The organism is Pelobacter seleniigenes DSM 18267, from assembly GCF_000711225.1.
Classification (GTDB): domain Bacteria; phylum Desulfobacterota; class Desulfuromonadia; order Desulfuromonadales; family Geopsychrobacteraceae; genus Seleniibacterium; species Seleniibacterium seleniigenes.
Genome location: NZ_JOMG01000001.1, coordinates 561,049 through 575,369, shown reverse-complemented (window position 1 = coordinate 575,369; position 14,321 = coordinate 561,049). Strand labels below are relative to the sequence as shown.

The following is a 14,321-nucleotide window of genomic DNA, read 5'->3' as shown; positions in this document are numbered from 1 at the left end:
CCCTCACCAGGGTACCAAACCTAATCAAACTCCGAATGCCGGGAACGTCTGTACGGGAGTCAGACTGCGGGTGATAAGGTCCGTAGTCAAAAGGGAAACAACCCAGATCGCCAGCTAAGGTCCCTAAATCTGTGCTAAGTGGGAAAGGTTGTGGGAATGCATAAACAACCAGGAGGTTGGCTTAGAAGCAGCCACCCTTTAAAGAAAGCGTAATAGCTCACTGGTCGAGTGGGCCTGCGCCGAAAATGTAACGGGGCTCAAGCACAGTACCGAAGCTGCGGATTTGTACTAAGTAACAAGTGGTAGGGGAGCATTGTAGCAACCGCTGAAGGTCGACCCGCGAGGACGGCTGGAGGAACTACAAGAGCTTATGCTGACATGAGTAGCGAAAATGTGGGTGAGAAACCCACACACCGTAAGCCCAAGGTTTCCTTTGTAAAGGTAATCTGCGAAGGGTTAGTCGGCCCCTAAGGCGAGGAGGGCGAAAGCCGTAGTCGATGGGAAACAGGTTAATATTCCTGTACCTCTTATAATTGCGATGGGGGGACGGAGAAGGGTAGGTCATCCGGGTGTTGGACGTCCCGGTTTAAGCGAGTAGGCGGGGAAAGTAGGCAAATCCGCTTTCCTATGAAACGTCGAGACGCGATGACGAGAGCTTTAAGCTCATAAAGTGATTGATCCCATGCTTCCAAGAAAAGCCTCTAAGCTTCAGATTATAAGAGACCGTACCGCAAACCGACTCAGGTGGGCGGGCAGATATGCCAAGGTGATTGAGATAACTCTGGTTAAGGAACTCGGCAAAATGACACCGTAACTTCGGGAGAAGGTGTGCCCTCCGTTAGGTGAGGGGATTTACTCCCTAAGCCGAAGGGGGTCGCAGAGAAATGGCGGTAGCGACTGTTTACTAAAAACACAGCACTCTGCAAACTCGTAAGAGGACGTATAGGGTGTGACGCCTGCCCGGTGCCGGAAGGTTAAGGGGATGTGTTAGCGCAAGCGAAGCATTGAACCGAAGCCCCGGTAAACGGCGGCCGTAACTATAACGGTCCTAAGGTAGCGAAATCCTTGTCGGGTAAGTTCCGACCTGCACGAATGGCGTAACGACTTCCGCACTGTCTCAACCAGGGACTCAGCGAAATTGAATTCTCGGTGAAGATGCCGAGTACCCGCGGCAAGACGGAAAGACCCCGTGAACCTTTACTATAGCGTTGGCAGTGATATTTCGGGACAGCATGTGTAGGATAGGTGGGAGACTTTGAAGCTGGCACGCCAGTGTCGGTGGAGTCGTCCTTGAAATACCACCCTTGTTTTTCTGGATATCTAACCTAGACCCGTGATCCGGGTCGGGGACACTGCCTGGTGGGTAGTTTGACTGGGGCGGTCGCCTCCCAAATTGTAACGGAGGCGCGCGAAGGTTCCCTCAGGCTGATTGGAAACCAGCCGAAGAGTGCAAAGGCATAAGGGAGCTTGACTGCAAGACAGACACGTCGAGCAGGTGCGAAAGCAGGTCTTAGTGATCCGGTGGTTCTGTATGGAAGGGCCATCGCTCAACGGATAAAAGGTACTCCGGGGATAACAGGCTTATCTCCCCCAAGAGTTCACATCGACGGGGAGGTTTGGCACCTCGATGTCGGCTCATCACATCCTGGGGCTGAAGTCGGTCCCAAGGGTTTGGCTGTTCGCCAATTAAAGTGGTACGCGAGCTGGGTTTAAAACGTCGTGAGACAGTTTGGTCCCTATCTGCCGTGGGCGTAGGAGATTTGAGAGGATCTGTTCCTAGTACGAGAGGACCGGAATGGACGAACCACTAGTGTTCCTGTTGTCACGCCAGTGGCATCGCAGGGTAGCTATGTTCGGAAAGGATAACCGCTGAAAGCATCTAAGCGGGAAGCCCACCTCAAGACGAGATCTCCCTGGGGGTTTGCCCCCCTGAAGGTCCGTTGGAGACGACAACGTTGATAGGCCGGATGTGTAAGCACAGTAATGTGTTCAGCTAACCGGTACTAATTGACCGTGAGGCTTGACCATAATAGTTTTTTATAGGGAAGGGGGAGTCCGCTCCCCCAACCCCCTTGAGTTCCCTGCTATCGTTCAGAATTCGAATCAGTCAATGCGATTGAAAACCAGTTATAAGGTTTTCGGTGGCTATAGCGTAGGGGGTACACCTGTTCTCATCCCGAACACAGAAGTTAAGTCCTACAGCGCCGATGATACTGCATGGGAGACTATGTGGGAAAGTAGGTCGCCGCCGAAATTATTTCACAACCCCGTCTTTACAAAAGACGGGGTTTTTTATGTTTAAAAATATAAAAATCAGTCAATGTAATTGAAAACCAGTTATAAGGTTTTCGGTGGCTATAGCGTAGGGGGTACACCTGTTCTCATCCCGAACACAGAAGTTAAGTCCTACAGCGCCGATGATACTGCATGGGAGACTATGTGGGAAAGTAGGTCGCCGCCGAAATTATTTCACAACCCCGTCTTTACAAAAGACGGGGTTTTTTATCGGTTTGGCAACGGATTCGTTGAGGGGCGCAAGTCTTTTGCCTGGTCAGCCGATGTCCTGCCGGTCTCAGCGTTAACCTCGTGGCTGGCTTTATTCCGGCTCGATTCCGTAAGATTTGATCTTTCTGTGCAGGTTTGAACGTTCCAGGCCGATTTCTTCCGCCGTCCTGGAAATATTCCAATTATTTTTGGTCAGTTTTTCCAACAAAAACTGCTTTTCGAATAATTCCTTGGCATCACGATAAGAATCGGGCAGTTCCTGGTTTTGGCCAAAGAGCAGCGGCTCCGTTTCACTCTGGGCCTCCGTCATTTCCCTGGGCAGGTCTGCCGTGTTGATTTCCTGACCCGGGGTCATAATAACCAAACGCTCAATGAGATTTTTCAGCTCTCTGACGTTCCCAGGCCAGTTATAGCTCATCAGGGCGTGCAGGGCTTCATTTGAGATAGATTTGATATCCCGGCTTTCCTTGCCGCAAAAATGCTGTAGAAAGTGAGAACATAATTTCGGGATATCTTCCTTCCTGAATCTTAAGGGGGGAACGACAAAGGGCAGGACATTCAGCCGGAAGTAAAGATCCTCGCGGAAATTTCCCAATTTTATTTCTTCCTGCAGATCCTTATTGGTTGCCGCAATCACCCGCACATCGACTTCGATGGTGCGATTACCTCCGACCCGCTCAAATTTATGTTCCTGCAGAATTCGCAAGATTTTGGCCTGGGTTTTTAGACTCATATCGCCGATCTCATCAAGAAACAGGGTCCCTCCATTGGCTATGTCGAATTTTCCCCGTCGTGCTGCCGTGGCCCCGGTAAAAGCGCCTTTTTCATGCCCGAACAATTCTGATTCGATGAGTTCTTCTGGGATGGCTGCGCAGTTGACTTCAACAAAAGTTCGATCGGCCCTTCTGGACTGCTGATGGATCGCCCTTGCGACCAGCTCTTTACCGGTGCCGTTTTCCCCGGTGATCAGGACCCAACCGGCACTGGGGGCGGCGATTTTGATCTGTTTCTTGAGCCTCAGAATCGGCTGACTGTCGCCGATCATCTGGTAGTCACGGTCAATCTTTTCTTTCAGCACTCTGTTTTCTGCAACCAATTGACCGATCTTCATACCGTTCTGAATGGACAATAGAACCTTTTCCAGGGAGAGCGGTTTTTCGATGAAATCGAAGGCTCCCAGCCGGGTGGCTTTGACTGCAGTTTCTATGGTGCCATGCCCACTCATCATGATAACCAGCTGATTGGGGCGTACCTGCTTGATCCGTTTCAATGTTTCCAGGCCATCGATTCCCGGCATCCAGATGTCCAGGAGAACAACATCAGGGTCTTCTGTCTGGATCTTGTCAAGGCACTCTTCTCCGGTAGCTGCAAAGGCGGTGCGAAAGCCCTCGTCGTTTAAAATCCCTTCCAGGCTTTGGCGTATGCTGTCTTCGTCATCGACAATAAGGATGTTTTTCATATCAATAGCCTTTCAAATACTTAATTCAAGCTGTCGTCGCCGGAAGCTCAATGATGAAAATAGAACCCTGGGGCTTGTTGTCCCTGACCCGGATATAGCCGTTATGATCGGCGATGATCGTAGACACGATAGCCAGTCCCAGTCCGGTCCCGGTTTTTTTTGTAGAAAAGTAGGGTTCGAACAGCCGGGCCTTGTCTTCAGCAGGGATACCGCAGCCGGTATCTGCAACAGACAGCGTAATGATCTGCAACTCCTGATTATAGTCTGATTCGAGTTTTATCGTTCCGGTGGTGGTGATGGCCGCAACCGCGTTTTCCAGCAGATTGATAAGGACTCTTTTGATCTGTTCCCGGTCGAACCTTGTTACCGGCAGGTTGGGGTCGATAGAGCGCTGAAAATCAATATTCTTATGTGCCTGCTTGTAGAGGCTGAGGCACTCGTCAATAACGTCATTCAGGTTGTTCTCTGTTGGTTTGGTGGCCGGCATACGGGCGAAGCTGGAAAACTCATTGACCAGATTTTTCAGCTCATCAACTTGATTGCTGATCATTCTGGTACATTCGTCGAAAACATGGTCATCCTCATCAAAACGATCGAGATACCGTCGTCTCAGCCGTTGAGCGGAAAGTTGAATCGGGGTGAGCGGGTTCTTGATTTCATGGGCAATTCTCCTGGCCACTTCCCGCCATGCCGCCATTCTTTGGGCTTTGTATAGCTGGGTTAAATCGTCAAAAACAACAACTGTTCCCAGAAAATGATTGTGGTTATCACGCAGGGTTGTGAGATTGACCATCAGTGTGTATTTATCGTTACCAATGGGAATGGTCATCTGCTGGCGAACGGTCCCCTTTTCCGAATAAAACAACTCCTTGAGCAATTCCATGATTTTCGGCAGATAGGTTTCCGGAATGACTTCCCGGAAATCTTTGCCGAGAACCTCGTCCGCTTTGAAGTGGAGAAGGTCTTCGGCCGATTTGTTGATGGTCGTCAGGCGCCCGGTCCGATCGATGGAGATAACCCCTGCGGTCACATTGGCAAGGACGATCTCCATGTAATTGCGCCGACTGTCCAATTCCAGGTTGGAGGTTTGCAGTTCAAGGTTGGCCGAATTGATTTCCTGTCGCCCCTGACGCAGGTCCGCGGTCATCTTGTTGAAGGCTTTGACCAGTGTCCCGATCTCATCGGTACTGCGGGTTTCCAATTGGATATCCAGGTCCCCGGCAGCGACCCGGGTTGTTGCGGACGCGAGCTCCTGGATGGGAACTGTAATGCCTCTGGCCAGGTGAAAGCCGAACCAGGTTGCCAGGAAGATAATGATCAGGGAAATAAGTAACAGGACGATGACATAGCTCTTCTGGATCTGTCCTTTTATGGACTTGGTCAGTTTGTACTGGTCGACCGAAGAGGCAATCTCCTTCATTTTATTGATCAGGGAGTAGGGCACGTAGTAATTCACCACCACGACCCCGACGATGTCTTTTGCGTTCCAGTTCGACTGGACCGGAACGATGCCGCGGATCAGGTCCGCTTCACCGACCGGAGTAATCTGCGAAAAGCGAATCCCCTGCAGCCCTTCACGCACTGGATCTGAGGTTGCCGGGGTGATTTCAATAATCGGCAGTTTGGGATTGGCGACCCTGACCAACTCTTCGTGGGTGGCAGAAAAAACCTCAACAATACCCAGGTTGTACTCTTCCTGCTTCTCTTTTATCAGTTGTCTTAGCTGAGGCAGGTTTTCCTCATTGAGGAGCTTTCCTTCCTTGATTCGACTGCTCAACTGATCCGCGTAATAAAGGGCGTTGGTTTCTGAGTTGCGATAATAGGTTTGAGCGACATCCAGGGATTCATCCAGAGCCTTTTCAACCTGATTATTAAACCAGTTGTCGATGCTGCTACTGATGAAACCTGCGGATACAAAAAACAGCAGCATCGTCGGCACCAGCGACAGGGCGATAAACGCTCCGACCAGCTTGCTGCGCAGTTTTGAACCAGGGACGCCGCGTCTTCTCTCCAGCAATAATTTGAACAGGTTTCGAAAGATCAGAAACAAAAACAGCAGGACCAGAAGGATGTTGAGATTGATGACCGCAAGGGCAATGATACTGTTGCTGATCGGCAGCTGGGAGGTTAATTCGTATAAATGTCCCTCCAATTGCGGAAAGACAATGAGCAGAAAGGCTGCAAAAAGAATAAGTGCCCACTCCCGTTTTTTACGCCGGGCTGAATTCTGATTATTCGAATGATCTTTAACCATGATGGCCTATTCGCGGTATGTGGTGTTTTTCAAGCAGGGATGATTCTAGTGAAAGCGCTACAACAAAACAAGTGTGACCGCGCAAAACCTGGACGGAAGAAAAAAAAAGCAGCCGTCACGGCTGCTTTTTTCAATCTGTCTATAACTGGGCTCAAGCTTTATGCCAAGCCAGGTCGATGGCAAATGATTTTGAGTTAAAGCGCTGAGCTTCTTGCAGGGCCTGTTCATTGAACTCAACATAGGTCCAGTGGTCAGGGTTTTCCTTGATTTTCCTGACCATCTTCGCATTCAGGTCATGACCGGCTTTAAAGGCTCGGATATGGCCGAGCAGCGGAGCGCCGAGCAGGCTGAAATCACCGAAGGAATCGAGAACCTTGTGGCGAACAAACTCATTCTGGAACCGTAAACCTTCCGGATTCATGACTCCGTTGTCATCGATGACCACGGCATTTTCAAGGGAGCCACCACGGGCGAGCCCGTTTGCCTTCAAATATTCAACTTCATGAAGAAAGCCGAAGGTCCTTGCCGAGGCTACCTCTTTGCAGAAGTTTTCGGTCGTGAATTTCATGCTGTAATGCTGCACGGAGATCGCCGGGTGATCAAAGGCGATATCAAAGGAAATCCGGAAAAAGCGGGAGGGGATGATGCTGATCCGCTTTTCGCCTTCGATGATCTCCAGAGGCTTACGAATGGCGATAAATTTCCGGCTGCTGTGCAGGGTTCTGACCCCGGCCTGCTGAATCTCTCTGATAAACGGAGCGGCACTACCATCAAGAACCGGAACTTCCGGACCATTGATATCGATATGCAGGTTGTCGATTCCCAGGGCTGCCAGGGCTGCCATAAAATGCTCGATAGTCGAAACGCTGACCCCGTCGCGGCCGATGACAGTGGCCAGGCGGGTATCAACGACATTTTCAGCGCAAGCCTTTATGTCTATGACTCTTTCACTATCGAGGCGATGAAAAATGATCCCGGTATTTTCCGTTGCCGGACGAAGTTTCATATCTATCCTGGCCCCGGAATGCAGGCCGATACCGGAAATCGTTGTTGTCTTGTCGATGGTTTTTTGAAGAATCATTGGTTGTTCCAATCTGCTTAGATATAGGCTGTTTAATTATTCAGGATTCTTTATATGCAAAACCCTTGCCACTTATGGATGGACTTTATCTTGCTGAAATTGCATGGATTTTAAATTGAAGGGAAAAAGAGGCCGCGGCAAAGTGTTGCGGGAGCTACACGGGGGGAGAAGTTGGTTGTGCCGGTGTCAACACAGTCGCCATTTTTGCCGCGGTGTGACGGTCACTCTCCGGCTAAAGCCTGCCGGAGCGCAGGATGGCGATGGCCAGACCGAAACCAAGCACGCCGGCCACCGAATACCCGACCAGACCCAGAATTGGAAATCCGAACAGCATCGGCCCCTTGTCAATTTGCATGATCAGGGAAGAGCCGATGATCAGGGCGGCAATAACCAGACTGAAGGATATCCTGTTGCTGGATTTGTCCAGATCATTGATCAGGCTTTCCAGGCCACGATGTTCAAGATCGATCTTGAACTTGTTGCGATTAACCCGGTTGATGAATTCCTTGAGGTCCCTCGGCAGGCTCTTTCCCAGGGCATGATAGGACTGCACAGTTTTAAGCATGTCCTTGGCCAGGTGGGTAGGCGAAAGGCGTTCCTTGACGATGTCTTCGGCAAAAGGTTTCAAACGTTCGACCATGTTGAAATCCGGATCAAGCTGCCGGCCGAGGCCTTCCATTGCAATCAGGGCTCTGGATAAGAGCATCAGATTGGAGGGGAACTTGATCTGATATTCAGTGAGGATGTCAATGAAGTCTATCAGCAGCTTGCCGACCTTGAGATCCTCGAGGAGAATATCGTAATAATCATCGATGAATTCGGTCAGATCACGTTTGAGATTTTTCAGATTTTGTTCGTCGTGCAGATCCCCTGAGTAGATCAGCTGGGAGATGATGTGATCGACGTCACGGTCGAGAATTGACAGCAGCAGTTCGGTCAGTTGCAATTTCGTGTCATCGTCCAGCCTTCCGACCATGCCGAAGTCGAGAATGCCGATGACATTGTCTGGCAGCACCTTCAGGTTTCCGGGGTGGGGGTCGGCGTGAAACAGGCCGAAGCCAAAGACCTGCTTCAGAAAATTGTCCGCCCCCCGGTGGGCAATCAGCTGAGGGTCGTACCCCTGGTCCTGGAGAGTTTTCCGATCGGAAATCTTGACGCCATCAAGGTATTCAAGGGTCAGCACCGTCTTCCCGCTGTAATCCCAGTACACTTGCGGAATCCGGACACTGCGGTCGTCGGCAAAATTGGCAGCGAACCGGTCTGTCGTGCGCCCTTCGCTGGTGAAATCGAGTTCACGATTGATGGTCCGGCGAAACTCCTTGACCAGCCCGATGGGGTCATAGAGGTCTCCGCCCGGGAGGTGTTTTTCGATCAGATAGGCCAGCCCCATCATAATATCCATATCGGTCTCAATGACCGCTTCGATACCGGGACGGCGGATTTTACAGACAATCTCTTCTGCGCTGCGCAAGGTGCCGCGATGGACCTGGGCGATGCTGGCCGTAGCCAATGGGACCGGGTCAAACTTCAGGAACAGTTCCTCAACCGGATAACCGAGTTCGCGGTGAATCTGCTCAGCAATCTGTTCAGTCGGCACTGCCGGGATGTGGTCCTGCAGTTTCTCTAATTCTTCGATGATACCCGGGGGCAGAAGGTCCGGCCGGGTTGAAAGGAGTTGCCCCAGTTTGATGAAGGTCGGTCCAAGTTCTTCCAGGGCCAGGCGAAAACGCGCACCCTGGGTTAGCCTTTGCAGGTCCCTGGATGCCGTTCCCAGGGACACAATGCGCTTTCCCAGCTGCAGATAATAGTCGATGTTAAGCTGCTCAATGACATGGCCGAAGCCATACTTGATCAGTATGCCCAGAACCTGCTTATAGCGCTTGAGCGAGCGGATATTCCTGTTGATCCGATGAAATGGCGTCATAGGCCCGAGTTATTCTTATTCCTGCGTCTGGGCTTTGAGTTGTTTTTCCAGTTGCTCGACCTTTTTCTTGAGCTTGGTAAACTCCTCCGTTGTCACAATTCCGATTCTTTCGCAGGCTTTTTTTACTTCAACCTGGGCCATCTCTTCGAGCTTGCTTTGATTCTCCTTGACCACAGTCTGCATCTTGTCCAGTAATTTTTTCCCCTCCTCTTCGGACAGGTTCAGGCGCTCTTTCAGTTCGTCGATCAACTCTTCCGCTTTTTTCTGGGTCAGGGCCAAGGTTCCGATTCCGGTCAGCAGCGTTTTCTCGATAATTTCCAGCATGGCGGTCTCCTCTGTCAGCGGTTGTCCAAAGTATTCAAAAAACAAAAATGACTTCGCGAGCAACAGAAAGGTTTGTTTGAAACTGCATAAATAAAGAATTTCACTAGATTATAACAGTTTCTCAACAGCCTTCAATGGTGTCCTTCCGGCGTGGGGAAAATATCTTTTCAGTGTTTGCGGTTGCGGGGAAGGTAGCGGTCTCTTTCCGAATAGATGCAGCCACAATATTGCTGCCGGTACAGCCCCATTTCTTTGGATATCTTGATCCCCTCGTTCCAGCCGACCCGATAGTCATCATAATGGAAGGTGAGATTGAATTCATCCGCCAGTTTGTGACCATAGGCGACAATGTCATCATGACGTTGGTAGCGCGAATAGAGGAGGGTCGTAGTGAAGCCATCCTGATTCTGGCGCTGCGCTTCCCGGGCCGTAGCCAGCAAGCGGGACCGATAGCAGTATTCGCAGCGAGAGGCCGGGTCCTGGGCGACATTGGCCAGGAATTCGTCCAGGCGATACTCTTCATCATAAATTACTGGAAGATCGACGCGTTGAGAATAGTCCTTCGCCGTGGCCAGACGTTTACTGAATTCCTGATACGGGTGGATATTGGGATTGAAAAAGAATCCGGTGACCTCATGCTGCTGTTCGCGCAGGATTTTGACCGGATAAATTGCGCAGTTTCCGCAGCAAATATGAAGTAAAATCCGCATGGATTGTCTCCCGAAACAAGGGGTGGTCCGTTTTGATTCACGATGGGCATTGAGATCTGTTGACCTGCGAACTGCCCGTGTAAAAGCCGCCTTTAGTTTTTAAACCAGGTCGGGGCGGGGAGGTGCATTTTTTGCCAGAGCTTTTTGATCAGTTTGCGGGCCAGCAGTGATTCTTCGATTCTGCTGTAACAGAGCTGAGAAAGAACCTTATACAGCCCTTTCAGGTCCTTTTTATAATAACTCAGCAACCTGGTCAATTGATGTCTGTCCTGCGGCAATTCAACTTCGTCCTTGCCGATTTCGGCACAGATCAATAATGCCTGCTCCAACTCTTCACCGTACCCTTCTACAACCCGGCCACTGGCATCCTCCAAGATGAACTGGCCGAGCAACCGGTCTTTAACCGTCAGCGGTGGAGTAAAGGAATAGCGCTGCAATTCCGGCTTTTCGAGAAAATAAAGATACTGCTCCGGAAAATTGGGGATACCGTGAACAACCAGTTGTTCATAGATCGTATCGTGCAGATCTGCCAAGATCATGGCATCCGTCGCGGCTGAGGGGGAGGCGTGGATTTTTTGCGGCAAGGCAATTTCAGCCACGGCCGGGCACGAAAAAAGTTCAGCCAGGAGTCGATCGGCAGAGGCCTGTTTCCCGCCCCGCGAATGCATCTTGGCCAGGGTTTCCAGTTCCTTGAGTTGCAAGGCATCCGGACTGGGAATATCCCGACATTCAGACTGAACTATCCCCAGGCTTTTTTTAGTAGATTTTTTCCGTAAACAGAGGACTTCAGTGAATAACCGATACAATTTACTGCGATTATAGATGTCCCAGCCCGGTAGCCGTTCGGTTGTTTCGTCTTCCGCCACCCAAGGCAATTCGTTGCCCAGCAGGTTGAAAATATCCGCTGGCAGGGCGAGGCTCAACAGGATTCGGCTCCTTAATTGCGGTGGATCGCCGGGATCTGCAACAACGCGAGTTTCTTCGGGAAGAATAATCTCAAAAGATTCATCACTGCCCGCAGCTTTGCGCAGATTCAACAGGATATTTGTCTCATCCAGCTTTTCAATCCGTATAAACTGAAAATGTTCCGCCAGAATGCTCCAGATCACATCATCCGCCGGTGTTTTTAGGCAGACTGCGGGAATTTCCAGCTCAAGTTCCCCGTGGGGCGGACAGATTCCCAGCAGATGGATAAACTCCCACATCCAGTGTGCTTGCCCGGTGTTCAGTTTAAAGCGTCGGCTAGGCCATGATTTGCGTAAGGCAATAATATGTTCGTGCCGCTGCGGACCGGTAATCGGGCTGTTATTGAGCAGGCGTGCGTAAATTTTCTCGTTGGCCAACAAGGTGCTGTTAAGATGCAGTAACTGTCCGCAAATCAGTCTTGGTCCTACCCCTCCCCGGAGTTTCGCCAGCATGGCCTGGGCCGCCAGCAGGACCGGCGAATCCGACAGGACCAGTTGTGCGGTGGTGACGATGGGCGGCAGCGCCGGATAGATGTAGACTGCGGCTGGCGGAAGCTTGCTCAGGTCGCCGTACCATCCTTTAATCAGCTCATGGAGACTGGTTTCCGCCCGTTGCAGAGGCTGTTGCCAGGACAGCTGGCCGAGGCGCAGCAACAGGTGATGAAAGGCAACCGCTGATTCCAGTGGCAGCGCCGGTTCTTCCGGCAGGATTTTGCAGGTAAATGCCTCTTGCAGAGGTGCGGACAGTAGCGCCAGGGCACTGTTGACCGACTGTTCCAGATTCTCTGGGTGAATGGCTTCCGGCAAGCGGCTGAACAACAGGGCACTGAGTATTTTCAGCAGCAGCAGCCGGTTTGCTTCCCGGGCGTGCTCATCAAGATTGTTGAGCTGCCCATCCGTTTCAGAGCGCAGGCGGCGGTATTCCTGGAGCAGCGGCCCAGCTGTCTGCTGCATGGTGATCAGAAAAAGATTGTTGAAGTAATATGGCGACAATTCCTGGGCCGGAATAGCCCCCAGCACTGCGAGTAATTTAAGGGCGTCGAGCAGCTCTTCAAGCAGATAGCGAAAGGTGTCTGGTTGATCTGGAGCCTGCAAAGGCAGCTTGCGCTCTTCTTTGATACTGTCACCGACAATTTGCCAGATTCGTACCTGGCTTGCTTCCCAGGTCACGAAATGCCGCAAGCCGAGGGCGAGGGCGCAACTGCGACCGCGTTCCAGCTCCGCTTGCAGGTCTCCTGCCGGAACCAGGAGAATTCCTCCCGCCATCAGGCTCTGGCGGTTGATCCAGAAGACTAGCGGCGGCTCGACAATTCCCTGGTTCGTGGCGATCTGCGGGTAGGTCTCAACGCGCCGGAATGGCGTCCGGCCGAATTCGATGATAGCTTCCGTCCAGACGGCAAGCTGTTCGGCAAATTGTCGTAAATGTTCAGGCATGTAAGATCGTCTTATAAGAGTCAGCCGAAAAGAGGTCCGTTGGCTTTACCAGAGTCAGCAGGCGTTCGCTGAAAGTGTTTAAAACAGGTTTCCGTCGCCACGCGGCCGCGCGGGGTTCGGTTCAGGAATCCCTGCTGAATGAGATAGGGCTCGATGACATCTTCAATCGTGTCTCGTTCCTCGCCGATGGCTGCCGCCAGGGTATCCAGACCAACCGGGCCGCCGCCAAACTTGTCGATGAGGGACAACAGCAGCAGCCGGTCCATGAAATCCAGCCCCTGATTGTCGACTTCCAGGCGCTGCAGCGAATGATCGGCTAACTCGCGGGTGATGGTCCCGTCCCCTTCGATCTCGGCAAAATCCCGGACTCGGCGCAACAGGCGGTTGACAATTCGTGGCGTGCCCCGGCTGCGGCGGGCGATTTCCCGTGCTCCGGCATCATCGATATGAATCCGCAGGATGCCGGCACTGCGTTTGACAATAGTGGTCAATTCATCGTGGGAGTAAAATTCCAGGCGGCTGATAACCCCGAAACGGTCGCGCAACGGGGAGGACAGCAGTCCGGCTCGGGTGGTGGCCCCAACCAAGGTGAATCTGGGAATGTCCAGCTTGATGGTCCGGGCGGATGGCCCCTGGCCGATCATAATATCGAGCTGATAATCCTCCATCGCCGGGTACAGAATTTCCTCGACGACCGGCGACAAGCGATGGATTTCATCGATGAACAGGACATCGCCTTCTTCAAGGTTGGTCAACACTGCGGCCAGATCGCCGGTCTTTTCAATAACCGGACCGGAGGTACTTTTGATATTGACCCCCATTTCCAGGGCGATGATGTTGGCGAGGGTGGTTTTCCCCAGTCCCGGCGGGCCGAAGAATAGGACATGGTCCAGGGCTTCGTTGCGTCTGCGGGCGGCATCGATAAAGACCTGCAGGTTCTTTTTTGCCTTGCTCTGACCGATATATTCCTGCAACGATTTCGGGCGCAGACCGGCTTCATAGCGGTCTTCTTCCGGTTGGCTGTCTGGAGTTATCAGGCGATCAGTCATACTGGCTCCACGGCATTACTTCAGCAAAATCTGCAAAGCAGCCTTGAGAATATCTTCAATAGGGGTATCCGCCGGAAAATTCAGGTTGTTCAGCGCGCGTTTGGCCAGGGTTTCTTTGTAGCCGAGGTTGACCAGGGCCGAGAGGGCATCCTGTTGGATATCCGTATTGCCCCGGGGCGGACTTTGCTGCGGGGCGATTGATGCAGAAATCGCGTATGCCGTGGCTTTGTCCTGCAGCTCAAGAACCAGGCGTTCCGCACTTTTTTTGCCGATTCCGGGAATCGCCGTCAGCTTGGGAATGTCCCCGCTGCTCAGGGCCATGGCCAGATCTTCGGTTGGAATATGGGAAAGGATGGTGATGGCCAGTCTGGGGCCGACTCCGGAGACCGAAATAAGCAGGGCAAAGAGATCTTTTTCCGCCCCGCTGGCAAAGCCGAACAGATTGATTGCATCCTCTTTAACATGGGTATGGACCTGCAGACTGACCTTGCCGCTCTCGGGAAGAGCGTAAAAGGTCGACAGCGGAATCTGCAGGCGATAGCCTACCCCACCGACATCGATAATAATCTGTTCGGGGCTTCGGTAAGCCAGAGAGCCGGTCAGTAGTGCAATCATT

The 14,321-nt window shown here is 51.8% G+C and carries 9 protein-coding genes and 3 rRNA genes; 3 read left to right on the top strand and 9 right to left on the bottom strand.

Annotated elements, in window-relative coordinates; all coding sequences use genetic code 11:
- The 3 genes from N909_RS0102575 to rrf (N909_RS0102565) form a co-directional block, all read left to right on the top strand.
- A 23S ribosomal RNA gene (locus N909_RS0102575) occupies nt 1–2,028 on the top strand; the annotation flags it as partial.
- A gap of 109 nt (nt 2,029–2,137) precedes the next feature.
- A 5S ribosomal RNA gene (gene rrf, locus N909_RS0102570) occupies nt 2,138–2,254 on the top strand.
- A 93-nt stretch (nt 2,255–2,347) separates the two neighbouring features.
- A 5S ribosomal RNA gene (gene rrf, locus N909_RS0102565) occupies nt 2,348–2,464 on the top strand.
- Nucleotides 2,465–2,596: 132 nt separating this feature from the next.
- On the opposite strand, the gene N909_RS0102560 is transcribed toward rrf (N909_RS0102565), so the two are convergent.
- From N909_RS0102560 to ruvA, 9 genes are all read right to left on the bottom strand, one after another.
- Nucleotides 2,597–3,964: a sigma-54-dependent transcriptional regulator gene (locus tag N909_RS0102560; protein WP_029910908.1), complete on the bottom strand. Its 1,368-nt coding sequence runs from the start codon at nt 3,962–3,964 to the stop codon at nt 2,597–2,599.
- Nucleotides 3,965–3,989: 25 nt separating this feature from the next.
- Nucleotides 3,990–6,218: a sensor histidine kinase gene (locus tag N909_RS0102555; protein WP_029910905.1), complete on the bottom strand. Its 2,229-nt coding sequence runs from the start codon at nt 6,216–6,218 to the stop codon at nt 3,990–3,992.
- Between the two features lie 151 nt (nt 6,219–6,369).
- Nucleotides 6,370–7,299 (bottom strand): UDP-3-O-acyl-N-acetylglucosamine deacetylase, encoded by a 930-nt coding sequence (lpxC, locus tag N909_RS0102550; RefSeq protein WP_029910902.1) that lies wholly within the window; start codon nt 7,297–7,299, stop codon nt 6,370–6,372.
- Between the two features lie 232 nt (nt 7,300–7,531).
- Nucleotides 7,532–9,223 (bottom strand): ABC1 kinase family protein, encoded by a 1,692-nt coding sequence (locus N909_RS0102545; protein WP_029910900.1) that lies wholly within the window; start codon nt 9,221–9,223, stop codon nt 7,532–7,534.
- 15 nt (nt 9,224–9,238) lie between these two features.
- Nucleotides 9,239–9,547: a phasin family protein gene (locus tag N909_RS0102540; protein ID WP_029910897.1), complete on the bottom strand. Its 309-nt coding sequence runs from the start codon at nt 9,545–9,547 to the stop codon at nt 9,239–9,241.
- 167 nt (nt 9,548–9,714) lie between these two features.
- Nucleotides 9,715–10,257, bottom strand: coding sequence for an epoxyqueuosine reductase QueH (locus N909_RS0102535; protein ID WP_029910894.1), 543 nt, complete (start codon nt 10,255–10,257; stop codon nt 9,715–9,717).
- Nucleotides 10,258–10,349: 92 nt separating this feature from the next.
- Nucleotides 10,350–12,656: a hypothetical protein gene (locus tag N909_RS0102530; RefSeq protein ID WP_029910891.1), complete on the bottom strand. Its 2,307-nt coding sequence runs from the start codon at nt 12,654–12,656 to the stop codon at nt 10,350–10,352.
- Between the two features lie 20 nt (nt 12,657–12,676).
- Nucleotides 12,677–13,705: a Holliday junction branch migration DNA helicase RuvB gene (ruvB, locus tag N909_RS0102525; RefSeq protein ID WP_029910890.1), complete on the bottom strand. Its 1,029-nt coding sequence runs from the start codon at nt 13,703–13,705 to the stop codon at nt 12,677–12,679.
- A gap of 15 nt (nt 13,706–13,720) precedes the next feature.
- Complete coding sequence (ruvA, locus tag N909_RS0102520) at nt 13,721–14,320, bottom strand: Holliday junction branch migration protein RuvA (RefSeq protein WP_029910887.1); 600 nt, start codon at nt 14,318–14,320, stop codon at nt 13,721–13,723.
- Nucleotide 14,321: the final 1 nt, after the last annotated feature.

Bases quoted from the DNA above. Each gene is read 5' to 3' on its own strand.
- ruvB (WP_029910890.1), bottom strand. From the start codon at position 13,705: ATGACTGATCGCCTGATAACTCCAGACAGCCAACCGGAAGAAGACCGC.
- N909_RS0102555 (WP_029910905.1), bottom strand. From the start codon at position 6,218: ATGGTTAAAGATCATTCGAATAATCAGAATTCAGCCCGGCGTAAAAAA.
- N909_RS0102530 (WP_029910891.1), bottom strand. From the start codon at position 12,656: ATGCCTGAACATTTACGACAATTTGCCGAACAGCTTGCCGTCTGGACG.
- ruvA (WP_029910887.1), bottom strand. From the start codon at position 14,320: ATGATTGCACTACTGACCGGCTCTCTGGCTTACCGAAGCCCCGAACAG.
- lpxC (WP_029910902.1), bottom strand. From the start codon at position 7,299: ATGATTCTTCAAAAAACCATCGACAAGACAACAACGATTTCCGGTATC.
- N909_RS0102535 (WP_029910894.1), bottom strand. From the start codon at position 10,257: ATGCGGATTTTACTTCATATTTGCTGCGGAAACTGCGCAATTTATCCG.
- N909_RS0102545 (WP_029910900.1), bottom strand. From the start codon at position 9,223: ATGACGCCATTTCATCGGATCAACAGGAATATCCGCTCGCTCAAGCGC.
- N909_RS0102560 (WP_029910908.1), bottom strand. From the start codon at position 3,964: ATGAAAAACATCCTTATTGTCGATGACGAAGACAGCATACGCCAAAGC.
- N909_RS0102540 (WP_029910897.1), bottom strand. From the start codon at position 9,547: ATGCTGGAAATTATCGAGAAAACGCTGCTGACCGGAATCGGAACCTTG.